The sequence below is a fragment of the Nocardia abscessus genome, from assembly GCF_015477775.1.
In the GTDB taxonomy this organism is placed as follows: Bacteria; Actinomycetota; Actinomycetes; order Mycobacteriales; family Mycobacteriaceae; genus Nocardia; species Nocardia abscessus_A.
Map to the genome: position 1 here is coordinate 272,352 of NZ_JADLQO010000004.1, position 23,215 is coordinate 295,566.

24 protein-coding genes are annotated in these 23,215 nt (G+C 67.0%); 7 read left to right on the top strand and 17 right to left on the bottom strand.

Annotation, left to right across the window (positions count from 1 at the left end; genetic code table 11):
* Nucleotides 1-159: 159 nt before the first annotated feature.
* From IU450_RS14230 to IU450_RS14255, 6 genes are all read right to left on the bottom strand, one after another.
* The gene (locus IU450_RS14230) at nt 160-933 is read right to left on the bottom strand and encodes an ESX secretion-associated protein EspG (protein WP_195150269.1); all 774 of its coding nucleotides are present in this window, start codon (nt 931-933) and stop codon (nt 160-162) included.
* 11 nt (nt 934-944) lie between these two features.
* Complete coding sequence (locus IU450_RS14235; RefSeq protein ID WP_195150270.1) at nt 945-2,297, bottom strand: hypothetical protein; 1,353 nt, start codon at nt 2,295-2,297, stop codon at nt 945-947.
* Nucleotides 2,297-2,680: a hypothetical protein gene (locus tag IU450_RS14240; protein WP_195150271.1), complete on the bottom strand. Its 384-nt coding sequence runs from the start codon at nt 2,678-2,680 to the stop codon at nt 2,297-2,299. The genes IU450_RS14235 and IU450_RS14240 overlap by 1 nt, the downstream gene beginning before the upstream one ends.
* A gap of 15 nt (nt 2,681-2,695) precedes the next feature.
* Nucleotides 2,696-3,211: a DUF3558 domain-containing protein gene (locus IU450_RS14245; RefSeq protein ID WP_228834542.1), complete on the bottom strand. Its 516-nt coding sequence runs from the start codon at nt 3,209-3,211 to the stop codon at nt 2,696-2,698.
* A 1,272-nt stretch (nt 3,212-4,483) separates the two neighbouring features.
* Nucleotides 4,484-4,867 (bottom strand): hypothetical protein, encoded by a 384-nt coding sequence (locus IU450_RS14250; RefSeq protein ID WP_157229808.1) that lies wholly within the window; start codon nt 4,865-4,867, stop codon nt 4,484-4,486.
* Nucleotides 4,868-4,904: 37 nt separating this feature from the next.
* Nucleotides 4,905-5,420 carry a DUF3558 domain-containing protein gene (locus tag IU450_RS14255; RefSeq protein ID WP_195150273.1) on the bottom strand — a complete coding sequence of 172 codons (516 nt, stop codon included), beginning with the start codon at nt 5,418-5,420 and terminating at the stop codon, nt 4,905-4,907.
* Nucleotides 5,421-5,661: 241 nt separating this feature from the next.
* Here IU450_RS14255 and IU450_RS14260 point away from each other — a divergent pair, with 241 nt between their 5' ends.
* Complete coding sequence (locus tag IU450_RS14260) at nt 5,662-6,081, top strand: hypothetical protein (RefSeq protein ID WP_195150274.1); 420 nt, start codon at nt 5,662-5,664, stop codon at nt 6,079-6,081.
* A 111-nt stretch (nt 6,082-6,192) separates the two neighbouring features.
* On the opposite strand, the gene IU450_RS14265 is transcribed toward IU450_RS14260, so the two are convergent.
* Nucleotides 6,193-6,408 carry a DUF397 domain-containing protein gene (locus tag IU450_RS14265; RefSeq protein WP_195150275.1) on the bottom strand — a complete coding sequence of 72 codons (216 nt, stop codon included), beginning with the start codon at nt 6,406-6,408 and terminating at the stop codon, nt 6,193-6,195.
* Complete coding sequence (locus IU450_RS14270) at nt 6,405-7,280, bottom strand: helix-turn-helix domain-containing protein (RefSeq protein ID WP_195150276.1); 876 nt, start codon at nt 7,278-7,280, stop codon at nt 6,405-6,407. The genes IU450_RS14265 and IU450_RS14270 overlap by 4 nt, the downstream gene beginning before the upstream one ends.
* A gap of 347 nt (nt 7,281-7,627) precedes the next feature.
* Between IU450_RS14270 and IU450_RS14275 the strand changes: the two genes are divergently transcribed.
* Together IU450_RS14275 and IU450_RS14280 are read left to right on the top strand one after the other, a co-directional pair.
* Nucleotides 7,628-7,879 (top strand): hypothetical protein, encoded by a 252-nt coding sequence (locus IU450_RS14275; RefSeq protein WP_195150277.1) that lies wholly within the window; start codon nt 7,628-7,630, stop codon nt 7,877-7,879.
* A 5-nt stretch (nt 7,880-7,884) separates the two neighbouring features.
* Nucleotides 7,885-8,913: a hypothetical protein gene (locus IU450_RS14280; protein ID WP_195150278.1), complete on the top strand. Its 1,029-nt coding sequence runs from the start codon at nt 7,885-7,887 to the stop codon at nt 8,911-8,913.
* A 44-nt stretch (nt 8,914-8,957) separates the two neighbouring features.
* Here IU450_RS14280 and IU450_RS40915 read toward each other — a convergent pair whose 3' ends face one another.
* The 4 genes from IU450_RS40915 to IU450_RS14300 all read right to left on the bottom strand — a co-directional run bounded on the left by IU450_RS40915 (nt 8,958) and on the right by IU450_RS14300 (nt 14,036).
* On the bottom strand, nt 8,958-10,154 hold the full coding sequence (locus tag IU450_RS40915) for a CHAP domain-containing protein (RefSeq protein WP_195150279.1): 1,197 nt from the start codon (nt 10,152-10,154) through the stop codon (nt 8,958-8,960).
* Between the two features lie 237 nt (nt 10,155-10,391).
* A complete protein-coding gene (locus tag IU450_RS14290) occupies nt 10,392-11,243 on the bottom strand; it encodes a TIGR02569 family protein (RefSeq protein ID WP_195150280.1) in 852 nt (283 codons plus the stop codon).
* A 162-nt stretch (nt 11,244-11,405) separates the two neighbouring features.
* Nucleotides 11,406-12,590: an adenylyltransferase/sulfurtransferase MoeZ gene (gene moeZ / locus IU450_RS14295; protein WP_195150281.1), complete on the bottom strand. Its 1,185-nt coding sequence runs from the start codon at nt 12,588-12,590 to the stop codon at nt 11,406-11,408.
* A 255-nt stretch (nt 12,591-12,845) separates the two neighbouring features.
* Entirely contained in the window at nt 12,846-14,036 is a 1,191-nt protein-coding gene (locus IU450_RS14300) for a DUF3152 domain-containing protein (RefSeq protein WP_228834543.1), read from the bottom strand.
* A gap of 281 nt (nt 14,037-14,317) precedes the next feature.
* Here IU450_RS14300 and IU450_RS14305 point away from each other — a divergent pair, with 281 nt between their 5' ends.
* Nucleotides 14,318-14,983 carry a TetR/AcrR family transcriptional regulator gene (locus tag IU450_RS14305; protein WP_195150283.1) on the top strand — a complete coding sequence of 222 codons (666 nt, stop codon included), beginning with the start codon at nt 14,318-14,320 and terminating at the stop codon, nt 14,981-14,983.
* A gap of 79 nt (nt 14,984-15,062) precedes the next feature.
* Here IU450_RS14305 and IU450_RS14310 read toward each other — a convergent pair whose 3' ends face one another.
* Together IU450_RS14310 and IU450_RS14315 are read right to left on the bottom strand one after the other, a co-directional pair.
* Nucleotides 15,063-15,290, bottom strand: coding sequence for a DUF3107 domain-containing protein (locus tag IU450_RS14310; RefSeq protein ID WP_043696705.1), 228 nt, complete (start codon nt 15,288-15,290; stop codon nt 15,063-15,065).
* A 248-nt stretch (nt 15,291-15,538) separates the two neighbouring features.
* Nucleotides 15,539-16,078, bottom strand: coding sequence for a YceI family protein (locus IU450_RS14315; RefSeq protein WP_195150284.1), 540 nt, complete (start codon nt 16,076-16,078; stop codon nt 15,539-15,541).
* A gap of 102 nt (nt 16,079-16,180) precedes the next feature.
* On the opposite strand from IU450_RS14315, the gene IU450_RS14320 reads away from it, so the two are divergent.
* Nucleotides 16,181-17,017 (top strand): helix-turn-helix domain-containing protein, encoded by an 837-nt coding sequence (locus IU450_RS14320; protein WP_195150285.1) that lies wholly within the window; start codon nt 16,181-16,183, stop codon nt 17,015-17,017.
* A gap of 28 nt (nt 17,018-17,045) precedes the next feature.
* On the opposite strand, the gene IU450_RS14325 is transcribed toward IU450_RS14320, so the two are convergent.
* The 3 genes from IU450_RS14325 to IU450_RS14335 are packed head-to-tail and all read right to left on the bottom strand — an operon-like array spanning nt 17,046 to nt 19,744.
* Nucleotides 17,046-17,747 carry a ferritin-like fold-containing protein gene (locus tag IU450_RS14325; protein WP_181719192.1) on the bottom strand — a complete coding sequence of 234 codons (702 nt, stop codon included), beginning with the start codon at nt 17,745-17,747 and terminating at the stop codon, nt 17,046-17,048.
* A gap of 27 nt (nt 17,748-17,774) precedes the next feature.
* Nucleotides 17,775-18,830, bottom strand: coding sequence for an alpha/beta hydrolase (locus IU450_RS14330; protein ID WP_195150286.1), 1,056 nt, complete (start codon nt 18,828-18,830; stop codon nt 17,775-17,777).
* Between the two features lie 56 nt (nt 18,831-18,886).
* Nucleotides 18,887-19,744 (bottom strand): SCO6745 family protein, encoded by an 858-nt coding sequence (locus IU450_RS14335; RefSeq protein WP_195150287.1) that lies wholly within the window; start codon nt 19,742-19,744, stop codon nt 18,887-18,889.
* Between the two features lie 409 nt (nt 19,745-20,153).
* Here IU450_RS14335 and IU450_RS14340 point away from each other — a divergent pair, with 409 nt between their 5' ends.
* A complete protein-coding gene (locus tag IU450_RS14340; RefSeq protein WP_195150458.1) occupies nt 20,154-21,917 on the top strand; it encodes a DEAD/DEAH box helicase in 1,764 nt (587 codons plus the stop codon).
* 27 nt (nt 21,918-21,944) lie between these two features.
* Complete coding sequence (locus IU450_RS14345; protein WP_195150288.1) at nt 21,945-23,174, top strand: PQQ-binding-like beta-propeller repeat protein; 1,230 nt, start codon at nt 21,945-21,947, stop codon at nt 23,172-23,174.
* Nucleotides 23,175-23,215 lie beyond the last annotated feature (41 nt).

Below are 23,215 nucleotides of genomic sequence, written 5' to 3' on the forward strand. Positions count from 1 at the left end.
GGCGATGTCACCGCCGTTCCCCTCCGGCGGAGCCGCCCACCGCACAACCGAACGTCCGCCCTCACCCGGGTGAAAATCCGGCTCCGGCAACGGGTCCCGGCCTGCACCGGGACGACGGGCGGGCGTTCGGCCGCGTCCGGCGGGAGCACCGAGCGGCGGTCAGTACGGTAGGTGGACGCCGTCGCGCACTTCGGTGACGGTCCGGGCCATCATCTGTTGCAAGGTAGCTGCGATGCGGTCGGCGGTAGTGGGTTTGATCGTCACCACGTCGGTGCCGAAGGTGACGTAACGGCCGTCGTTCTCCACGTCGTTGAGCTGAAAGTCCTTGCGGCCATGGATATGCCGATTGTCGACGCTTCCCATCGCGTAGACCCCGACGTGACCGATCAACGTCATCGCACGCGTGAAGAACCGCTCGAATTCCTCCCGCGGCGTCGGTCGCCAGGCGTCCCGGACCGGCGGCCGCGGCCGCTCCAACTCCTCCGCCGAAGCCTGCAATTGCTTACCCCGCCCAGGGACACAGGCGGGGAACACATCGACCACAGCCCGCGCCACCTCGCCGGCGGGCAGCAACGTCAACACCACATCGCCGCCGTGCTCCGGCTCCGGGCCCGGTTCCTGCACCGCGACAGCCCCGTGCTGATAGTGCACCCCCGCGTGCGCCCGCAGCCTGCGATCCCGGCGGGCACCGGCGAAACCGGCTACTTCGACCCGCGCCTCCGGCGCCAGCAGCACTTCCACCGCACGCAGCAGATCGTCATCGATGCGCGGGCGCAACTCCTGAGCCGCCGCCTGCCGCAACCGCAAACTCTCCGATCGGAACTCGGTGGTGTACTGGTGCTGCAAGGGATAGGGCAGCACGTCCCGGCCGGTGGACTCCCACAGGGTCCGGAATTCGAGCGCGGTGAACCGCCAGCTCTGCACTTCGCGCATGCGCGAGATCCTTATCGCGAGTTGTCACCGATGACCGGCGGCACCGTTCCGGGCAGGTCGTCGAGCCCGATGAGCTCATCGCCGTGTTCCTGAGTGATCAGGTAGTCCGGAATGCCCTTGCTGGTTTCGTCATCGGATTTGCCGCCGCGCGCACCGGGCGCCATGCCGCCCGGCATGCCGCTCATACCGGCGCGACCGGTCGAGGTACCCGTCCGCGCGGCAGCGGCCGCGGCCGCGTTGGGGGTGTTCGATGCGGCTCGCGGAGGCACCGAGACGCCCGGCGCACCCGGATTGGTGGGACTTCCGGGACTGCCCGGCGTGCCGAGATGCGGAGTTCCGGGAGTGCCCGGAGTACTCGGCGTTGTGCTGGGGGTAGGCGTTGTCGAGGAGGGCGTGGTCGAAGCTGGTGTAGTCGAAGCCGGTGTGGTCGAGTCCTGCGTAGTGGACGACGGGTCGGTACTGGTCGACTCCGGTGTTTCGGAGGTGGTATCCGAGGGCTGAGTGCTCGACGGGCTGGTCGGATTGTCAGTGCTGTTCGTATCAGCGGGATTCGAGCTGGGCGACGAAGATGTGCCCGACGGGTTCCCACTGCTCGTCCCCTGCGGAATTGTTCCGTTGTCGACCCCGCTCGGATTCGAGGTAGGGTTCGGACGGGGAATCACGGGAACGTTCGTATCGGACTCCATCACCACCGGGGCGTAGACGGTGCGCAGCACCCGCAACGCCTCCGTCTTCGCGTTGTACTCGGCGACGTCATCGTTGCGCCATCCGCGCCCGGCCACCCAAGCGAGGGCGTTGTCTACTCCGCTGCGATGTTCCGGCGCATGCGGCACCAATTGCTTGGTGGGTTCCAACCCCGTCGACAACTCGGCCAACTTGCTACTGGTCAGCCGGGCGGCATTGGAGACCTGCGCACCCTGGGCGGCGTAGTCGCCGACCGCACTCGCCGCAGCGTTACGCGCCTCGCCCCGCCACACACCGTCGTCGGTGGCTCGCGCCATCGCCTGCGTAAAAGTAGTCAACGAGGTCTGGTGCCGCTCGGCGATGGTGTTCCACGCCGTCACAAGGTCGCTGACCGCCTTCAGATCGATTTGATCGACTTTCTGACGCAACGTGGCGACATCGTGCCTCTCGAACTCATCCGCGTCGAGCACTTCCCTCGGCCGGAACTCGCCCTGGAAACCGACCCCGGCAGCCCGGCTGCGCACGCCGTCACGCTGCTGGTTGTACCTGTCCTGCACAGCGGCCGGATCGACGTCGGGCTGCAACTCCTCACCAGAAATCCAGTTGGTGACATTGCGCAGCACAGTCGAACCCAGCTGCCCGTAGTCGGGAAATCCCAGACCGACGAAAGGATTACCCATCAGCGCACCTGCTCAGTGGTACCCGCGATCTGCGTCGCGTTCTCGATGTCCTGCCCGGTGATGCGCTTGAAGGAGATCGCCATGACCTCGCGCATGTTCTTCACGGTCTCGATGTGTTCGAGGATGACCTGGTCGATCGAATTGGGGTCTCCCAAAGCCTGCTTCAGGAACTTCTTGGCCAGGTCGGCAGCCATTTCGAAATCACCGAAGCCGGAAACGTTTTGAGCATTTCCCGTCAACCTGCGCAATGATTCGAGTTCGGCGATTCGTTTGTCACACGCTTTCGCGCAGAGGAATGCGGCGTTCTGGTCGTCGAGGTACAACTCTCCAGCATTGGCTTGGCCAGCGAGCCGACTCCAAACCGATGCGTCGTCTTCACTCATGCGTTCCCTCCCTGATCAACGCGGTAGTGCGGGCACGATAGACTCGCCGACGCGATACAGGACCATGCACGGATCCTCGAGATCGTCCCGACCTGCCCGGCCCTGAACCCTCAATTGCGCGACGCCCTGCGCCGCCGGGAACAAGACGTCGCAATCAAGATTCTTGGATGCGCCCTCGACCCTGAATTGCCGACCTTGACGGCCTGCAACCGTGACGTCCTGAAAGTCGACGTTCCCCGGCTTCCGTTCGAACTCCGACACGGTGCGTCTGGTTGAGAACACCGTGATGAAGTACTTGGGTCCGTCCCACGTACAGATCTCCCAACCGGACTGATGCACTCCGGCGATGCCAGACTCCTCAGTTTTCGGATCGACGCCCGCCGCTCGCAGCGCATCATCAGAGATTCCTGTGCACGGATCGAACAGAGGCTGTGCCGCAGTGGTGCTGGATCCCGTCGTGGGCGATCCGTTCGTGGTGTCCCCACACCCGACAACTCCGGTCGCCAACGCACCGACGAGCAGCCCCAACATGATTCGACGACTCATCCCCACCCTCTCGAACCGCGACGATTCAGGTTCGCCAACAGTAGCAGACGACCAACTGGTGAGCCCTGCCCGCGCTAAGGTGGCCTGAGGGTTCCGCAGGACGCGGCCGACAGCCAGCCGAACGGTGCCGGCCGGGGCCTCACGGCGTCGAGATCAGAGGGTTTAGAGCCGCATCCAACTGGTGCCTCATCCAGATAGGTTGTTGCGGTATCCGAGTGTCGCGTTGCTCGTTGGGTTTCGGTGCGTCCTGATCCGAAACCGGGTTGCCTCGAGTGGCGCAGCCAGCAGCGGTGAAGCCCGCCCCCACCCCAAGTGCGCAGGCTGTGGTCGCGGTCAGCCGTAGGGAGGCGGGTAGCGGTTGTAGGGGTAGCCACTCGGGCACAAGAAGTGCGAGCAGCCTGTGGAGTCCCCGTTTGCGACAACCGCTCTGCTGTACGGGGGACACTGGGGCCCATTAGTCGGGATGTCTTGCCCGACAAAGAGGCCGACGACCGTCCCACCACCGAACTCAGTGAGTTGGCTGAATCGAATCGGAAAGTTCCCTTGGAAGGCCCGATCCCACGGAATAGCCGGTATTGTCCGCGTTCCGGTCCACTCCCACGGAACCTCGCCAATGAATTGCTGTTGGATGTTGACGAAGATAAACCGAACTCCTGAGAACGGGGAAAGTGCACCAGGCGGGTCGGGCACCGGCTCCCACGAAAAACGCCATGGGCCGTTGTAGATCATGGCGGCGACATCCGGCCCGGAAGGCTGCGCGTTGATCTCGAACGCTGCCACCGGATTCACACACTCCGGTGGCCAGGTCCCAGCGTAGTCTATGGCGCGATTTACCTTGCTCAGTGGCAGGTCTATGTCCCCATAACGCGCGACCCACTGCTTCGCAGCGTCCAATGCGGAGCCGTCTGCTGGATTGCCGCGCGCTTCCACTCGAGCGAGAATTCCGGCGAGGGTTGTCGGCTCCGGCGGTTGTGCGACGCCACCCGGTGAACCGGTAATGGACGCCCCGACCATCAGGACTGAGGCGATCACCCCCCAACAGCGACTGTGCAATAGCATTCCAACCACCCCCTGGAAGCAAACTATCAGTTAACTACCATTAGACGCCTGGCGTCAGCCCCACGCAACCAACGAGTTGGACACGTAAACAGCTCCGTAGGATTTCGGTTCGGCTACCGCCGTTTCAAGCAACGTACGGTAGAAGGCTCAGCCGCCACTTGGATTCGCCATCTCCCCTACTGATGCGTCAGCGAATGTTCAGCCAACCTGATCGGTGGTACTCGCGATCTGCGTCGCGTTCTCGATGTCCTGCCCGGTGATGCGCTTGAAGGAGATCGCCATGACCTCGCGCATGTTCTTCACGGTCTCGATGTGTTCGAGTATGATCTGATCGATCGAATTCGGATCGCCAGTGGCCTGCCTCAGGAACTTGCCCACGAGTCGGTCCGCCATGGCAAAATCACCGAAGCCAGAGACATTTTGGGCGTCAAAGGTTGAGCGAGCGATCTGCTGCAGATCGAGAAGGCGCTGATCACAGGCCTTCGCACAGTCGTATGCAGCTTTCTCGTCATCTAGGTATAGTTCGCCCGCGCGCGCCTGGCCTGCAAGGCGACTCCACAAATCCGCGTCGTTCTCACCCATATAATCCCTCCCTGGTCAAGACGTACCCTCCCCCTGGTCACCGCGGGAATGTAGGCACGATTGACGTACCAACCCGGTATAGAACCGTGCACGGGTCTTCGAGACCGTCCACGCCAGCCCGGTTCAGGATCCTGAGTTGCACGACTCCCTGCGAGGCAGGAAACAGTACGTCGCAACCAAGGTTCTTCGATGCGCCCGCGACTCGGAACTGCCGACCTTGACGGCCCGCAACCGTGACATCTTGGAACTCGATATTTCCGGGTTTGCGCTCGAACTCCGCCACAGTACGGCCTGTCGAAAAAACTGTGATGAAGTACTGGGGCCCATCCCAACCGCAGATTTCCCAGCCTGACTGAGGTACACCGGCGATACCGGCTTCCTCGGTTTTCGGTTCAACCCCTGCCGCCCGCAACACTTCATCGGGAATCCCCGTGCACGGGTTAAAAAGTGTCTGTGCCGCAGGAGTGCTGGAACCCGTCGTGGGCGAACCGTTCGTGGTGTCCCCACATCCGACGGCTCCGGTCGCCAACGCACCGACGAGCAGTGTCAACATGATTCGACGACTCATCCCCACCCTCTCGACCCTGTGACGACGACTCAGGTGCGCCAACACTCGCAGAAGAGGTGGCGGTATCCGTCTGGTGGCGGGCGGGCCGCTGTTCGGTGGTGCGTGGGGCTTATGTGTTGTGCTGTGGGAGGTTTGGGGGTGCGGCTAGGGTGGCAGTGCGGTAACGAACTGAACGAGGGCTAGGACATACGACTGAGTTCGTCGGATGATCAAAGGAGCTGTAATCATGAAGTTCGGCAAGATCGCGGCCGGTGTGGTGCTCGCCGCCGCAGCTGTCTCTGTTGCTCCCGCCGTTGCCTCTGCTGATGATCCCGAGTTTCCGCGCAACGGCGTTATCCCGGTTGGGACTTATCACATCGGACGTGGACCCTCCAATATCGTTGGGTCGCCTATCGAGAACTGCGACCTGCAAGTTTTTCCGGATGGGCGGTCGGTGGTGCTGGTCTGTGGGACCTCGAGCCGGGGCGGGCATCAGACGCCGGTCGGCCCGGACGAGACCTACGTGACGTTCGACTACGTCCCCTTCGGGCTCGACCTGCGGGACATCGACCCCCGGCAGGGGCTCTGGACCGGAACGGTGAACATCGCCGGAACCCCGATCATCGCCCCGTACCCGCTGGCATCAGTCTGGCTCAGCCGTCGGTGAGCTAGACGCCCTGTGATGCGCGGTCCGCGGGACTTCCGTGGTGCCGAGGCGGCGCAGCCCGGCCTCGGCCGTGAAGTCCTGAGTCCGGGCCGTCTGTCGGCTACCGCGATTTCACAGATCAGAATGCAGGTCGAACCCGCCATCCATGACGCACGCGGTGAAGGCGTCCCATTGGCCCGGCGTGAAGATCAACGCCGGGCCGGTCGGGTTCTTCGAATCGCGGACACCGACCCGATCTGCATCGAGCCACGCCACTTCCACACAAGATTCGCCGTCGCCACTGTGCCGCGACTTGAACCAGTGGACGCCGAACTTCTCTACGGTCACTGCTGGTACCTCCACGCTAGGTTCCTCAGCAGATCTCGTGATGCTTGTTCTCCGAGTGCGCCCCGCCGCAGGTCTTCGTGGAAACCTCGATACCGCTGTACATCAGCGGGTTCCTCGAAAATCATCGTTCCTATCGCTCCTTCGGTATAAACAACAGATGGCTCGTCACGCGGGAAGTCGAGGATGATGTAGGGCGGGATCGCCAAACCGGCTGGGAACCCCGCGCTGAACGGAACGACGCGAATCGACACGTTGTCGCGCGTCCCTATGTCGGCCAGATGGCGGAGCTGGCATGACATATCGCGGTCAGATCCGACAACAGTGCGCAACACCGTCTCGTGCAGCAGAAATTCGGCGGGCAACGGCTTGTGTCGGCGCGTCAGGATCGTCTGCCTTCTCATCCGGAGTGCAACACGCTGCTCCACTTCCTCAGGCGTGTTGGGCGGGGGAGCCGCAGTGACCACTCCCGCGTAGTCCGCAGTTTGCAGCAGCCCTGGTACTACCAGTGACTGGTAGACGTGGAACCCGGTAGCCACGCCCTCCAATTGCAGATATGTGTTGAGCCCGGGTCGTACCAGATCCCGGAAGTCCTCCCACCAGGGCTTCATACGCGTCTGCTCGGCGAGCGATTTCAGATATTCGGTCCGTTCTTCCGGCAGCCCGTAGTACTCGCAGATGAACTCGACATCCCGGACTTTGACCTTCTCGTTCTGCCCCAGCTCGAGCCGCCCCAACGAGGATCGACTGATCTCCAGGACTTCGGCTACCTGCTCGAGGGTGTAGCCGTTGGCCTGGCGCGCGTCGCGCAGTGCGCGGCCCAGCTGGCGACGCGGCAGCGTCGTCCGGCTGATGTCCGACTTGGTACCCACCATTCCGCTGTGTACTCCCCTGCTTTCCCACGGTGTGACCTGGTTTTCCCACGGCGAGAATCGACATGCGCCCAACTCGGGAGACGTTCAGCGCAGACGCACCGGTTGCTCGGCTCCGGCCGTTTCGAGCCTCCCGTCGTGGGCACGCTCCGCAGCATATGCACATGGCCGAAGAACACGGAACAGAACTCGAATTCGTAACGAACTGTGCGGCAGGGGAAGGAAATACGCGCGGCCCGGCGAGTAACGACACTCGGTCGAGCAGTCACGGGTGTCGCGGAACGACGGATGCTCTGCTCGTTCTGCCCGACGTCTGCCGTCCCGCCGGCGTGCGACTGGCACACGAGCAGATGCAAGTTCACCTGACCTGCCGGATCGAGCGGTGCGCGTGGAAGGCGGCGGCATACCGCACGCTGGTGTCCACGGGACGGCTGACGCCGCAGGCGGTGACCCACCGTGAACGCGACGCCGCGCGTGGCATGCGGTTCCCGTCACATGACGAGTTCGGTAGCACCCACCCGGACCTCGACGTGCCCAGGCTTCAGAAAGTGCTGGAGGGACTTTCGGCGCTGACGGCGTCAACGGAACTGCTGCTGGGGTGACGGGCTTGCATCGAACCACGATCGGAGCCGTGCAGGCCGGCTGGCGGGTGGTGGGAAGTCGCATCGAAATCGTCTTCTTACGCGACGCCGCCGATCCCACGCCCGCCTATCGGCTGCGCAACAACGGCGATATCGTGCCGATTCCGTTGGGACAGAACGGGTTCATCGCGTTCGACGAACGCGCCCTTCCGGATCTGGCGCAGGTTCGCGAATGGTTCCCACGCCACTTCCGGCTATGGGACGCGGTGCGCGCCCAGTTCTGGGAGGTGTTGCTGCCCGCACGCGGGGCACGCACCACGGATCTTTCCGCCCGCCCCACATCGATCACCGCACGAGTGAATTCACCTGACCGCACCCACGGCGTGTACAGGCGACAACCGAAGAGGGAAATGTCCAAGCGACGCAATCGACCGCGGCACGAGTCTCGGAAGCCGACCGACTCCACCATTCGATATCCACCGCGCGCGACGATCGACGCGATACTCACGGCGATGATGGCCGAACGCCGCGCAGATGCCGCCGACGCCGACACCATTCACTTCTGGGGATTCGCCCGCGCCGAGAACTCCGCCGCGCAGGACGCGGCCCACACCCCGATAGTTCTCGATCCCCACGCCGAACGCTCCCCCGTCCTGGATTCGGCCGAATGGCTGATCCGGAGATTCGCGGGCCGCATGTGGGGGTTCGGGCTCGCCTACCTGACGGTGGGCGAGATGTTCACCGGATCCGAGGGCGTCCCCCGGGACGCGATACAGGCCGCGGCGGCGGGCCGCATGAGCGAACGCGTCACAGCCGACACCATGTGCGCGGCAACGATCTTCGATGCCCGAGGACGCGCCTACACCGCACTGACGTACGTCCACCTGCCCGAACTCGGAGCGACGCCCACTCGGGTGAAGGACACCCGCCGATCCATCGACTCCTGGATCGCCCTGTTCGACCGGCGTGCGGTCGCAGCGCACGTGTGGGCGGCGGCGATAACACTGGATCCGCACGCGAACCACGCCGCCATAGCTCGACTACGGTCGCGCTGAAGCCTCCGGTCCCGGATTGATGGTCCGATGCCGCGGGGGAACCGTCAGACCCTCGCGGTGTCGTTGGACGGTGGCTTGACCACGCCGACGAGCGATCCCGCGTTCATGGCATAGCTGTTGGATTTCAGCTGATCACTGGAATTGCCTTCGATGGTGGTGATCCGGCCGGTTCTGGGATCCACGGACTCCACGATTCCCACATGATCGGGGGTTCCGTCACCCTCCCAGTCGAAGATGATCATGTCCCCCTTTTGCGCACTCGAGATATTCGCCGCCAACCCCATGTGCTTGGCGTCGTTCCAGATGGAGGGCACGTAGTTCTTGTTGGTCCAGTCGACGTTGTAACCGGCCTGATCCCACGTCCAGGTGGAGAAGGCCGCGCACCACGCGTCATTGATGTTGTACGGGGCCTTGTAGAGCTTGCCATCCGGGCCGCGGAACATCGGGACATTGTTGCCGCCGCTTTCGGAGACACCGAGCGCCAGTTGCTCCCGCGCCTTCGCGACGATGTCGTCCGGAGTCCCGGTCCCGCGGGTCCAGGTGGCATTGCTCGCGGTCGGCGCCCACGGAGCGTGAGACCCGGCATCAGGCGCATTGCCATAAGGGTTGCGCGGCAGATCCGGCATCATGTCGTAGATATTTCCCGCGTTCCGTCGCATGCCGCTGTCCGCGTCCTCGATCGTGCTGTGCACACGGTCCACGGCCTCCAGGATCAGCTGCAACAACCGGTTCTCTTCGGCGGGGGTCAGGTGCAGGTTGCCATCTGGCAGCCGGGTCAGCTGATGTTCCGCGGGCTCGCGACTCAACTCGGCTTTGAGCCCTGCCACGATCCCTTTGACATCCTGGAACGCCCTGTTCGAGGTGTCGAAGCTCGCGATGGCGCGTTCGTTCACACCGCTGTTCTGTGCTCGCAGTTGCGACGCCTTGTCCAGGATCGCACCGCGCTTGTCGTCGTATTTGCCGGTCAGCACCGACGATCCCGGCTCGAGTGTCTGGGCGCCGTCCTTGGTGAGCTCCCGGCCGTCCGCGCTCAGCAGTTTCTGATCTCCCAGCCAAGCGATCATGTCCTGCTGTCCGCCGTCCCAACCGGAGGCGAACAGCACCACCGAATTCTGCATGTACGCGTTCGCGGCGTCCACGACAGCATTGAGACCGGCGCTGGCATACTTCGGATGCGGAAGGTCTTCGAGGTCTATATCGGCGAGGGTTGTCATGCCTTCCCTCCACTCGGCGCGGTCCACGCGGCCGACATCCGCGGGACAACAAACAACATCCGTAACCTCTCGGCGAGAGTCTGCTGGCGCATGCGGCACACATGCACTACCGCGAGTATCGGGCATTCCCGACATTGGCAACTCGGGTCGATCCTCCGCGGTAGAGCGAGCGGACTCACTCCGACGCGTTGCCCGCGGAGCGCGCAAGACCTTCGGTGGCAGCGCCTGCCGCGTCGGCTCCGCGAAAACCTGTACGGCGCAAGCTCAGAGGGTCAGGCGCACCATGTCCGCCGTGCGTGCCAAACCGGGGAACGCCTGAGGGGTGGACCTCGGGTGCAGCGCGTGCACGGCGAGGCGGAACATGACCGCGCGCAACAACATCTGCGGCCACTCCGGCAGGTCCGCCCAGCGATCGAGCAAGCCGTCGTCGGCCCCGCCCCAGGACAGGGCGTCCACGACGATCACGCCCGCCGCCCACGGCACCGGCCTCCAGTAGGGGGTGATATCGGTGAGACCTGGGGTGTGCGCGCCCGAGAACAGCACGGTGCCGAACAGGTCGCCGTGCACCAGCTGCGGCGGCGTCTGCACCGGCTTGCGGAGGGTGGCCAGCTGGCCGATCAATTCCAGGCTGCGCCGCCCGTCCGGGGACGTGGACAGGGCCGCGCCACCCGCGCGCAGGGTGCGCAGCGGCACCGGCTCCCAGGCGGCGCGATCGGCGGCGACGAACACGTCCACGTCCACCCAGGGCACCACCGGCGGCTGCGCGAGGAAGCGTGGCCGCTCGAGGTTCGCCGTCGCCTGGTGCAGACGCAGCGAAACGGAGACCACCTCGTCGTGCCGCGGTTCGGGAGCGCCCTCCAAGTAGGTGTCCGCACGCCAGCCGGACACCACGTAGCGGCCATCGGTCGCCCGCACCGGACGGGCCAGGCGCAGGCCGTCCACCTTCAATGTCTCCCGAGTCTTCGCCGACCACGCGGCGCGCGCGTGGTCGGCGACCGGACTGAGCACCACGTCACCGAAGCGCCAGCCGCCTTCCCAGTCGCCGAGCGAGACCGGGGTCACTTCGCGCAGACCGAACGTGGCACGCACGTGCTCGGGAGGTTCCACAGAAGTCACGGCCGTACGGTACGTGGTGTCTGATTTGGCGCGCCTCCGGCGCGCCGTGTTCGCGGCCCTCGATCCGCCGGGACGAGCCGTCTGCCGAATCCATGACGTCGCGACTGCACGGCGCTGTCGCAGCGCCGTGAAATCGCGGCCCCGGCGCAGACGTCTACCGGCTCAGTACACCGGCAGCGACTTGTCCACCTGGTTGGCCCAGGCGATCACGCCGCCTTGCAGGTGGGTGGCGTCGGAGAAACCCGCGCGTTTGAGCGCGGCCAGCGCCTCGGCGGAACGCACGCCGGTCTTGCAGTGCAGCACGATCGGGCGGTTCTGCGGCAGTTCGGCCAGCGCCTCGCCGGACAGGATGCGATCCTTCGGGATCAACCTCGCGCCCTCGATGTGCACGATGTCCCACTCGACCGGCTCGCGCACGTCGATCAGTTCGATCTCCTTGCCCGACGCCAGCAGCTCCTCGAGCTCGCGCGCGGTGATGGTGGACCCGGCCGCGGCCGCCTGGCCCTCCTCGGACACCACGCCGCAGAACGCCTCGTAGTCGATCAACTCGGTGATCGGCTGACGCTCCGGATCGCGGCGCAGCTTGATGGTCCGGTAGTTCATGTCCAGTGCGTCGTACACCATCAGCCGGCCCAGCAGCGGCTCGCCGATGCCGGTGATCAGCTTGATCGCCTCGGTCACCATCACCGAACCGATGGACGCGCACAGCACGCCGAGCACGCCGCCCTCGGCGCAGGACGGGACCATGCCGGGCGGCGGGGCCTCCGGGTACAGGTCGCGGTAGTTGATGCCGCGCCCGTCCGGGGCGTCCTCCCAGAACACCGAGACCTGGCCCTCGAAGCGGTAGATCGAGCCCCAGACGTAGGGCTTGCCCGCGAGCACCGCGGCGTCGTTGACCAGGTAGCGGGTGGCGAAGTTGTCGGTGCCGTCGACGATCAGGTCGTATTCGCGAAACAGCTCGATCGCGTTCTCCGGTTCCAACCGGATCTTGTGCAGCCGGACATCGATGCCGGAGTTGATCTCCAGGATCGAGTCGCGCGCGCTGTCGGCCTTCGGGCGGCCGATGTCGGATTCCCCGTGGATGATCTGGCGCTGCAGGTTGGAGGCGTCGACCTCGTCGAACTCGACGATGCCGAGCGTGCCGACGCCCGCGGCGGCCAGGTACAGCAGGGCGGGCGAGCCGAGGCCACCGGCCCCGATCACCAGCACCTTGGCGTTCTTCAGACGTTTCTGTCCGTCCACGCCGAGATCGGGGATGATCAGGTGTCGGCTGTAGCGGGCTACCTCATCCCTGGTCAGCTCCGCGGCCGGCTCGACAAGTGGCGGCAGGGACTTGGGTGATGACACGTCCAGGACTCCTCGAATCGCTCGGCCGATCGCTGCGGCGGTGTGACGCGCCCTTCTCGGGCTGCTCACTTCTGCAACACCGACGACCGGGCCGTTCTTCCCTGCCATCGTTGCGTATGACGGACGCACCGGGACAACCGCCCTGTCCATCCGGCGGAGCCTGCCCGTCCCGAGACGACCACATCGGCCCGGCCACCGGTTTCGAGCGAAGCGAGACCGAGCACGCGCCGTCGGCGCCGGAAAACCGGCACACCCCTACCCGCGCGGGTAGGGCCAGGGGTTGAACCGGCAGTGCTTGCCGTCCATCGGGACCACGCCGTGCGGATCGAGGGCGGCGATGTCGTTGTTCTTGGTGCCGAAGGTCTGCTGCATCATCACCGGCGCCAGCCCGCCGTCGGTCTCGCACGCCTGATGCTGGTGGTAGCCGATGGCGTGGCCGACCTCGTGGTTGATCAGATACTGCCGGTAGGACCCGATGTCGCCTTCGAAGGCGAGCGCGCCGCGCACCCAGCGGACCTCGGACAGCACCACGCGGCGGCTGGCGGCGTTGTAGCAGGACGTATCGATCGGGATGTCGAAGCCGCATTCCTTGCGGCTGGATCCGCGTGAGGTGAGCGAGACGCGGAAGTCCGCGTCGCCCTGGTCGACCCTGCGGAACGCGAACCTGGGGTCGTGCACCCAGCTCTTCGGATTGGCGAGGGTGGAGTCGATCATCTTGGCGACGGCTTCGTCACCGCCGAGGCCGGAGGTGTCCAGGCCGTTCTCGATCTCCACGGTGTAGCGGAAGACCGTGCCGTTCCCGGTGCCGATCTGCGCCGTCGCGCCGGGTACCACGTGCCAGGCGCCACCGCCGGTCTCGGCGAAAGCGCCGCCTTCGGGCAGCGCCCCGGCGGGGAGATCGGTGGGAAAGTGCCCGTCACCGGGCGGAGCGCCGATGACGCCCGCGGTGGCGGTGGCGGGACTGAGGTGCCCGAGCCCAGGGTCCGGGCCCGCGACGCTGCTGGGGTCGGTCGCGCGGATCGCGTCGACGACGACCAAGACGGTGATGACGACCAGTACGGGCAGGGCGTATGCCCGCCAGCCGTAGGTCGAGACGAATCTGCCGAGCGCGCTCTGCTTCTTGGCGTCCCGCTCGGGGCGGCCCCTGGCTCTGCCTTCATCGGGTGCGGTGGGATCCCAGCGAGCGCGTAGCGGTTGGTGCGACCGGTCGGCCTTATGCGAATAGAGACCGAGCGGGTCGTAGACCTCCACACCGTCCCGCTCCGGCTTCTGATCCGAATCGGCCGGTGGCGCAGTAGCTTCGGGCGCTTCGACATCTTCGGGCGCTTCGACCCGCTTGCGCTTACTCGTCCCGCGACCGGGTGACCCGCCGCCTGCCCCGGACCGCTTGGCTGCGCCGGTCCGAGCCGCACCATCGGATCGCGCCTCTGGCCAGGTTCTCGCCATGTGGTCCGACCCTACGGAACCGGGCGCGCCGGAGCCAGCCGGGCGGCGCGCACCACGCCGCCCGCCGGGTGGTCTGTCCGGGCGGTCGGTCACGCGCATCAGAGTCTCACAGCGGCGAATCCCCACTCACGGGCACACCGACGGCGCGGTCGGTGCGACAATGCTCTGCGGGTGGCACCAGTTGTCCGGCCCCGATCCGCGGGCGGGCAACAACCGGGTATCGTTCATGGGATAACCCGGTGCACACCCCTTTTGCCGGGGAATCGACTGGGAGAGCCGAAATGACTGACCTCGTGGACCGGATGACGTCCCGTAGATCGTCGTCCGAGGCCATGGCACCCGCCAAACGCGGTACCCGGCTTCCGCGCGACGAGCGACGTCAACAGCTACTCGCGGCGGCAAGCGAAGTCTTCGTGCAGCGGGGCTACCACGCCGCCGGCATGGACGAGATCTCGCAATGCGCGGGTGTGAGCAAGCCGGTGCTGTACCAGCACTTCAGCAGCAAACTGGAGCTCTACCTCGCGGTGCTGCAGAACTACGTCGACATTCTCGTGTCCAGCGTGCGCCAGGCGCTGCGCTCCACCACCAGCAACAAGCAGCGCGTGCGCGCCGCGGTGCAGGCGTACTTCGATTTCGTCGACAACGAGATGCAGGGTTTCCGCCTGGTCTTCGAGTCCGACCTGACCAGCGAGCCGCAGGTGCAGCGCCGGGTCGAGCAGGCCACCGAGGCCTGCGTGGACGCGGTCTTCGACCTGGTGGCGCACGACTCGGGCTTGGACCCCTACCGGGCCCGCATCCTGGCCGTCGGCCTGGTGGGCGCGAGCCAGTTCACCGCGCGGTACTGGCTGGAGGCCGATCGGCCGATCCCGAAGGAGGAGGCGGTCGACACCACCGTCTCGCTCGCCTGGGGCGGCCTGAAGCACGTGCCGCTGCACCCGATCGACTGAACGGGTACGACGACGAACGAGCCCCTGTCCCCGAGCGATCGGGGGCAGGGGCTCGTCGCGTATGTGGCCGGGGCCGGGGTCAGACGGCGGCGAAACCGACGCGACCGCCGGTGGTCGAGCCGATCTCGACGTAGGCGACCTTCGCCGCCTGGATCAGGAACTTGCGGCCCTTCTCGTCGGAGAGCGACAAGACTCCACCGTCGCCGCCGAACGCACCGGACACCAGCGCCTCGACCTCTTCCTGGGTCTGCGCGCTGTTGATCACCAGCTCGCGCGGGCTATCCGAAATACCGATCTTGACCTCCACGGCCAACCTCCGAACCTGAGAGTCCTGTGCTGTCGAGTCCAGGCTAGTGCTCCCCCGCCTCCCCGAATCTTCAGGCCGTACTAGTGAGTGCGCTGTCGTCGCGTTCAGGGCCTGCGTCGAGTGCCGCTCGGGTGCTGGGCGTACCCGGTGAGTTACCCATGTACCTGCGAAATCGGGTGGTGCGTTTCTGGTTCGGGGAGGGTAGCCGGTCGGTGTTCGCCTTTCGCGAACACCGTTCGGCCGTGGTGTTACTTCGGCTCGATGAGCTGGATTTCGAGTTCGATCTTCACGGTGTCGCTGAGCATGCCGGGGAGGGGGCCGCCGACGCCGAAGTCGGTGCGCTTGATGGTGCCGGTGGCGGAGAAGCCCGCGTGCCGGTCGCCGGTCGGGCCGAAGTCCTGCACGCCGCCCCACTCGACCTCCAGGGTGACCGGCTTGGTGATCGCGCCGAGCGTGGCTTCGCCCTGCACCTCGAAGGTCTCCGCGACGACTACCGGGTGGGTGGCGCGGAAGGTGAGCGTGGGGCGATTGGCGACGTCGAGGAAGTCGGCGGTGCGGATGTGCGCGTCGCGGTCGGGGTTGCCGGTGTCGAAGGAGTCGAGGTGGATCGTCGCGCCGATGGTGGCCGCGCCCGACTCGTCGACGACGAATTCGGTCTCGAACCGGGTGAACCCGCCACGCACCTTGGAGATGCCGAGATGGCGAATGGTGAAGGCGACCGAGGAGTGCGCGGCGTCCAGCGCCCACGATCCGGATTTCAGCGTGGTGGATTCCGAAGTAGAAGTCATGCCTCCGACAATGACCGGACCACGGTCCGTTAGCCAGACCGCCGTTATCCTGGACCTGACAGGGCGCGGATAACCGTCCCCGGACCGGGCACGATGGGACGTATGGCTCGTAACGGATTCGCGGAATTCCTCATCGCGCGGCGCGCCGAGCTGCGGCCGTCGGATGTCGGCATGCCCGAGGGCGGACGCCGCAGGACGCCCGGTCTGCGCCGTGAAGAAGTCGCCGTCCGCGCGGGAGTGAGCGCCGACTACCTGGCCCGGCTGGAGCAGGGGCGCGACACCAACCCGTCGGTCGCGGTGATCGACGCCTTGGCCGACGCGCTGCTGCTGCGCGGCGGCGACCGCCAGTACTTCAGCATGCTGGCGCTCGCCTCCGGCAACGAATCCCGCTGCCCTGGGAACGAATCCGCCGAGGAGCGCCTCGCCCCGACGATCGAGACGATCCTGCACGCCCTGCACCCGACGCCGGCGTTCGTGGTCGGTCGCAGGCTGAACGTGCTGGGCTGGAACCAGGCGTGGGCCGATTTAGTCGCTCCGCTGGGGCTGCTGGACGGGCCCGATCAGCCGAATCTGGCCTGGTACACGTTCATGCATCCCGCCGCGCGGCGCGTCCTGCTCAACTGGGAACAGGCCGCCGACGCCTTCGCCGCCGCGCTCGGCCGCGCCAAACTGCACTGGCCGGGCGACGACACGCTGCGGGAGACGATCGAGGCGCTGCGCGAACTCCCGGATTTCGCGGCGCGCTGGAAACCGCATCGGGTGGCCGCCGCCGGCTCCGGGATGCTGCACCTCGACCATCCCGTGCACGGCCCGGTCGAAGTACCGTTCGAGACCCTGGAGGCCGACCGCGATCAGAGCGTGGTCGTCTGGCTGGTCGACCGGGCGAGCACCCACGCGCCCGGGTTGCGGCTGGTGGCCAACCGCGCGGCGAACGAGTAGCCGGGCTCGGACTCAGATGCCGAGTGACTCAGATGCCGAGTACCGCCATCCGCTCGGCGTGACTGTCCTGCATCCGCTCGAACAGCGCCGCGATGCCGTTGAGGTCGCCGGTCGCGGTGAGCACCAGATCGGTGAGCTCGTCGCGCTGCGCCATGACGTACTGGGCCTGCGTGATCGCCTCCCCGAGCAGCCGCCTGCCCCACAGGGTGAGTCGGTCGCGCTCCGAGCGGCTTTCGGTGACCGCCCGGCGCACCTCCTCGACGACGAACTCCGAGTGGCGCGTCTCGGCGAGCACGTCGCGGACCACCGCGGCGACGTCGGGGGTCAGCGCTCCGGCGATCTCGGTGTAGAAGTCGGCGGCGATGCCGTCACCGACGTAGAACTTCACCATCGACTCGAGCCACGTGGAGGGGTCGGTGGAGGTGTGGTAGTCGTCCAACGCGCGCACGAACGGCGCCATGGCGTCGAACACATCGGAGCCGCGGGCGGCGAGCGCGGATTCGAGCGTCTTGAAATGCTCCATCTCCGCCGCGGCCATCTTCGCGACCGCCACCTTGCCCCGCAGGTTCGGTGACAGCTTGGCTTCCTCGGCCAGCCGGTAGAACGCGGAGATCTCGCCGTAGGCGAGCACCGCGAACAGATCGGTCACGCCTGGATGACTCGCGGGGATGGAGAGGCTTGCTGGGTCGGTCGACGAAACACCTAACGCGGCAGGTGACTGTGCTCCCATGCGCCCCAGCGTAATACTCACCGCCGTTCACGCGGTTTCGGCCAGGAACTTCTCCAGATAACTCCATGTCGTGTCACGCGCGGTCCGGGCGGCCAGGATGCCCAGGTGGCTGCCCGGCGCGGTTTCGTAGCGGACCGTGGCCGCTCCGGTGAGGACGCGGGCGCCCGCCTCGACGGCGGGGGCCGGGGTGATCACGTCCGACGGCCCGCCGACCAGCAGCACCGGCGCGGTCACCTTCGCCAGCTCGATCCGGCGCCCGCCCAGTACAACGACACCGCGACCGATGTCGTTGTGCAGAATGAACCGCCCCCACAGCTGGCCGTAGAAACGCCCCGGATATCCGGGCATACCGGCCATGAACCGATCGATCGTCTCCATCTTCGCCAGCGCCTCGGTGCGCGCGATATTGCTCGCGACGAACCACGGCCGGGTCAGTTCGCGATCCCAGGCGGTGACCTTGTAGCCGATTCGAGTCAGTGTCGCAGGAACGCCACCGGCCGCCCGGATGACGGTGGAGGTGGCCCGGCCGCCGGTGAGTCTCGCGACGGCGCGCAGCTGCGGAACGCCGGTCATCCGGTCGTAGTCCAGCGGCGAGCCGACGGCCGTGATCGACCGGATGGGCAGCTCGGGGTGCGCTGCCGCGGTCAGCAGGGAAAGCGTGCCGCCGAGGGACCAGCCGACCAGATCGACCGGCTGTCCGTCGCGATCGGCACTGGTGCGCAGCACCGCCTCGGGCAGGATGTCGTCGATCCAGTCCTCGAAGCCCATGCGGCGGTCGGCGAAGGTGATCTCGCCGTAGTCGACCACGTACGGGCTGCGGCCGATCTCCAGCAGGAAACGCGCCAGGCTCTGGTCGGGCCGCAGGTCGAAACAGGTGGCGGGCGCGGCGAGCGGCGGGACCAGCAGGACGGCCGAATCCCCTTCCGCCACATCGCCGTCGGCTCGTTCGAACCGCCGCAGTTGCCGATGCGGCTGGTCCCACAGCACCGTCGCGGGAGTCGGGTCCGGCGCCTCGATGCCGGAGCCGAAGGTCAGCGCCCACGCGTTGCGTGCGGCGAGGGTGACAGTGTCGGCAAGGCTCACAGCGAAAAGAATCTCACATGCCGGTACCGCTGGTAACAGGCAACTCCTCGGCCGCGCTACCTGGGTCCCATGCCGACCGGATTGAGCGGCGGCACCACCGCCTCCTGCACGTCGCGCACCAGCGGCGCGAGCGACGTGGTCAACTCGGTGATCGCGTCGGCCGACAGCACCGCGAGCGCTCCGGTCCACGCCGCTTCGTCGGTCTCGGCCTCCACCGCCGCCAGCAGATGCGCGCCGCTGCTGGTCAGCGTCGGCGTGACCGGCTCACCCGTGACCACGCCACGCGCGCGCAACTCGTCGAAGGCGGCCGCCCATTCCGCTTCCGACACCCCGCGCGCGGGCCGCATCACCGATTCCGGCGCCTTGCCCGCGGCCACCTGCGCGACCAGCGCCTGACGTCCGCTCAGGCCGTGGGTGACCAAGGCTGCGACATGGCCGTCGCCCCGATGCTCGCGCAGCGACGTGCTCAACTGCCAGAGCGCGGCCACCGGATCGGTGGGCAGCGGCAGCGCCGCGTTCGCCGCGAACAGCGCCCGCCCGGTCGGATCGGCCGCCCGCTGGACCGGCGCGAGCAACTCGACCGCGCGAGCGCACACCGCGTCACCCGCGCCGACGCCGCGCAGCAGCCCGGCGGCCAGGTCGAGCCGGGCGGACAGGCAGCGCTGCGGCGCGGCCCGCTCCCACGCCTCCGGCAGCGCCCGTCGCACCATGTCGGGGTGGAATCCGGCGAAGGTGGCCAGCACCGTCGCGGGCGTCACCGCGCCCAGCGGCGCGGCGCGAAAAGCGAAGTAGGTCTGCCAGTAGCCGCGCAAGCCGATCCCGACGCCCGCCTCCTTGACGCCGGTTCCGAAATAGACGACATCGTGTAGCGGTTCGAGCGTCGCCCAGATTTGCCGCGCCGGATGAATTCCCATGTGGCGCAGCGTACGTCGACCGTCGGCGCGGCGAAAGCACACCGCGGTCCGGCGGATTTTCATAGCGCGCCGCAGTGGCAATTCGAGCGACGCACAATATCACGCTACAATCTCCTCGGACAACGAAAAGTTTCGCTCGACAGAGTTGCCGGACGTCGCGCTCACGCACACCGCGAGGACGCCGCCACGACCGCCGACCGGTTGGCGAGTGCGAAGTTTTCGTTGGACAGGAAAATGTGCGCGCACCAGATCCGCGTCACCAGTGCGCCGCGCCGATGTTTTGCGAGGTAGCCGCCGCTTTTCGCGGCAGGCGCCCGGCATCCGGAGCGTGGCCGGGTGAAGTATCGCCTGCGGAGTCGTGGTCGTCGTGGACCGCCCGGTCCGCCCCACCTCGTGCGCGCGGGACGTGATTACGAGGAAGGCACGAACCCTGAGCAAGATCACAGTCGATCAGGAACCAGGTCTGGCGGAGACCCTGTTGACGGCCGAACTGGACGCGACACACACCGCCCCGACTTTCGCCGAATTGGGCGTGCGCGCGGAAATCGTCCGCGCACTCGGCGAGATCGGAATCGAACGTACTTTCGCCATTCAAGAACTGACCCTCCCGCTGGCGCTCGCCGGTGAGGATCTCATCGGTCAGGCCCGCACCGGTATGGGTAAAACCTTCGGATTCGGCGTGCCGCTGTTGCACCGGATCGCGACCGCGGAATCCGGCACCACACCGCTGGACGGCACGCCGCGAGCGCTGATCATCGTGCCGACGCGCGAGCTGTGCATCCAGGTCACCCAGGATCTGGAGAACGCGAGCAAGTACCTGACCAACCACCAGGGCCCGCTGCGCGTGGCGTCCATCTACGGCGGCCGCCCCTACGAGGCGCAGATCGCGGCGCTGCGGTCGGGTGTCGACGTGGTGGTCGGCACGCCCGGCCGACTACTGGACCTCGCCGACCAGCAGCACTTGATCCTCGGCAAGATCGGCGTGCTCGTGCTGGACGAGGCCGACGAGATGCTGGATCTGGGCTTCCTGCCGGACATCGAGCGCATCCTCGGCATGGTTCCGGACAAGCGCCAGACCATGCTGTTCTCCGCGACCATGCCCGGTCCGATCATCACCTTGGCGCGCACCTTCCTGACCCGCCCCACCCATATCCGGGCCGAGGAACCGCACGATTCCGCGGTGCACGACCGCACCGCGCAGTTCGTCTACCGCGCTCACGCGTTGGACAAGAGCGAGCTGATCGCGCGCATCCTGCAAGCCGAGAGCCGGGGCGCCACGATGATCTTCACGCGCACCAAGCGCACGGCGCAGAAGGTGGCCGACGACCTGGCCGAGCGCGGGTTCTCGGTCGGCGCGGTGCACGGCGACCTGGGGCAGATCGCCCGGGAGAAGGCGCTGACCAAGTTCCGCAAGGGCGCCATCGACGTGCTGGTCGCGACCGACGTGGCGGCGCGTGGCATCGACATCGACGACGTCACGCACGTCATCAACTACCAGTGCCCGGAGGACGAGAAGACCTACGTGCACCGGATCGGGCGTACCGGCCGGGCCGGACGCACCGGCGTCGCGGTGACGCTGATCGATTGGGACGAGCTCAACCGCTGGTCGTCGATCGACAACGCACTCGGACTCGGCATCCCCGAGCCGGTCGAGACGTACTCGCGCTCGCCGCACCTGTACGCGGATCTCGGCATTCCCGAGGGCGTGACCGGTGTGATCCGCAAGGCCAAGCCGGAACGGGATCCCGAGGCGGTCGTGGTCGAACGCCCGGCCCGCGCCCCGCGCAAGCGCAACCGCAGGCGTACCCGCGGCGGTCAGCCGATCGACGGCACACCGAACGTCGCCGACGCGGCCGACACCGAGGCGCTCGCGGATGCGGACGCCACGCCTTCGGAGCAGGCACCGGCCGATGCCGACGGGACCGACAAGCCCGCCCGCCGTCGGCGCAGGCGGCGCAAGCCGACCGGCGACGCGACCGACAACACCGCGAGCGACGAGTCGAGCACCGAGGTCTCGGACGACGACGTCGCGGAGGAAACCGGCGCTTCGGACGAAACCGGCACCGAGCGGCCCGCTCGCCGTCGGCGCAGGCGCCGCCGTTCCGGAGAGGGCGACGCCCCGGCCGAGGACACCGGGAGCACGGCCGAGCCCGCGGCCGCCGCGTCGGCCTGATCGGCCGGATCGGCTAGTCTCGCACTCGTGCTCGCACCCGAGCGGCGGACGCGCGCCGACATCATCTCCGCGGTCGCGATCGCGGTTCTCGTCGTGATCGCCGGGGCCGTGGTGTGGGTGCGCGGGGACGCGCACGGCACCGAATCGGTGACCGCGTCGTCCACCGTGCCGACCCCGGCCGCGGCCGACCAGCTGCCTGCTTCGCTGCGGGAACTGTGGCGCGCCCCGGCCGGCGCGAGCGCGCGAGCGCTGGTGTCCGGCGGCGCCGTGGTGACCGCTGACGGCGACACGGTCACCGGGCGCGATCCACGCACCGGCGATCAGCTGTGGAAGTACCGGCGTGACATGCCACTGTGCGGGACCGAGGTCCAGTACGGCATGGTGATCGCGGTCTACCACGACGAGCGCGGTTGCAGCCAGGCCACGATGCTGGCCGGTGACAGCGGCGCTCGCCGCACAGCGCGCAGCAGCTACATGGACGGGGACGTGCGGCTGTCGGTCGACGGCACCTACCTGCTGGCGCAGGGGCCGCGGCGGCTGGAGATGTGGCGCTCGGACCTGGTGCGCACCGTGGAGTACGGCTTCGTCGACGCACCGGTGAACGTCAAGACCCAGCCGCGCAAGGGCTGCACCCTGCTGTCGTCCGGTTCCAGCCCGGCTCGGCTCGCCGTGCTGGAGCGCTGCCCCGCGGACCCGGCCGACCGGCTCACCGTGCTCAACCCCGCTCCCAAGGACAACACCGTGCCCGAGGAGTACGGGTCGCACGTATTGACCGGTCCCGGAGCGGATTCCACCGAGGCCCGGGTCGTCGCGGTGTCCGACAGCCGGATCGTGCTCTACTTCCCCGGTATCGCGCAGGGCGCCGAGCCGTTGCCTCCGCGCCTGGCCGTCTACGACGGAAACGGTAACCCCATTGTGGTGCACCAGCTTTCGGCGTCGCTGAGCGAGACCACCACGACCACCCGCATCGGTTCGGCCTACCTGGTCTTCACCGGCAACAGCGTGATCGCGCTGAACGGCAGCACATTCGACCCGCTGTGGACCTCGGGCGGAGCCCTGGGATCCCCCGCGCTCATGGCGGGCAAACTGCTGCTGCCCGTCACGGGCGCGCTCGCGGTCCTGGACCCGGCGACGGGAGCCGAAGTGGGGCGCATCCCCGTGGAACGGCCCGGCCATTCCGGAAGCCCCATCTCCCTCGCCGTGATCGGGAACACCGTGCTGGAACTGCGCGACGGAGAGCTCCGCGCCCTCGGCTGAGGCACGGCAGATCTGTCGGTGCCGTGGCGCACACTGAGGGA

Excerpts from the sequence above, each read along its gene's own strand:
- IU450_RS14240 (WP_195150271.1), bottom strand. The coding sequence starts at position 2,680 with ATGAGTGAAGACGACGCATCGGTTTGGAGTCGGCTCGCTGGCCAAGCC.
- IU450_RS14260 (WP_195150274.1), top strand. The coding sequence starts at position 5,662 with ATGAAGTTCGGCAAGATCGCGGCCGGTGTGGTGCTCGCCGCCGCAGCT.
- IU450_RS14230 (WP_195150269.1), bottom strand. The coding sequence starts at position 933 with ATGCGCGAAGTGCAGAGCTGGCGGTTCACCGCGCTCGAATTCCGGACC.
- IU450_RS14320 (WP_195150285.1), top strand. The coding sequence starts at position 16,181 with ATGGCTCGTAACGGATTCGCGGAATTCCTCATCGCGCGGCGCGCCGAG.
- IU450_RS14305 (WP_195150283.1), top strand. The coding sequence starts at position 14,318 with ATGACTGACCTCGTGGACCGGATGACGTCCCGTAGATCGTCGTCCGAG.
- IU450_RS14300 (WP_228834543.1), bottom strand. The coding sequence starts at position 14,036 with ATGGCGAGAACCTGGCCAGAGGCGCGATCCGATGGTGCGGCTCGGACC.
- IU450_RS14250 (WP_157229808.1), bottom strand. The coding sequence starts at position 4,867 with ATGGGTGAGAACGACGCGGATTTGTGGAGTCGCCTTGCAGGCCAGGCG.
- IU450_RS14235 (WP_195150270.1), bottom strand. The coding sequence starts at position 2,297 with ATGGGTAATCCTTTCGTCGGTCTGGGATTTCCCGACTACGGGCAGCTG.
- IU450_RS14270 (WP_195150276.1), bottom strand. The coding sequence starts at position 7,280 with ATGGTGGGTACCAAGTCGGACATCAGCCGGACGACGCTGCCGCGTCGC.
- IU450_RS14255 (WP_195150273.1), bottom strand. The coding sequence starts at position 5,420 with ATGTTGACACTGCTCGTCGGTGCGTTGGCGACCGGAGCCGTCGGATGT.
- IU450_RS14325 (WP_181719192.1), bottom strand. The coding sequence starts at position 17,747 with ATGGGAGCACAGTCACCTGCCGCGTTAGGTGTTTCGTCGACCGACCCA.
- IU450_RS14245 (WP_228834542.1), bottom strand. The coding sequence starts at position 3,211 with ATGTTGGGGCTGCTCGTCGGTGCGTTGGCGACCGGAGTTGTCGGGTGT.
- IU450_RS14275 (WP_195150277.1), top strand. The coding sequence starts at position 7,628 with ATGCAAGTTCACCTGACCTGCCGGATCGAGCGGTGCGCGTGGAAGGCG.
- IU450_RS14335 (WP_195150287.1), bottom strand. The coding sequence starts at position 19,744 with ATGGGAATTCATCCGGCGCGGCAAATCTGGGCGACGCTCGAACCGCTA.
- IU450_RS14315 (WP_195150284.1), bottom strand. The coding sequence starts at position 16,078 with ATGACTTCTACTTCGGAATCCACCACGCTGAAATCCGGATCGTGGGCG.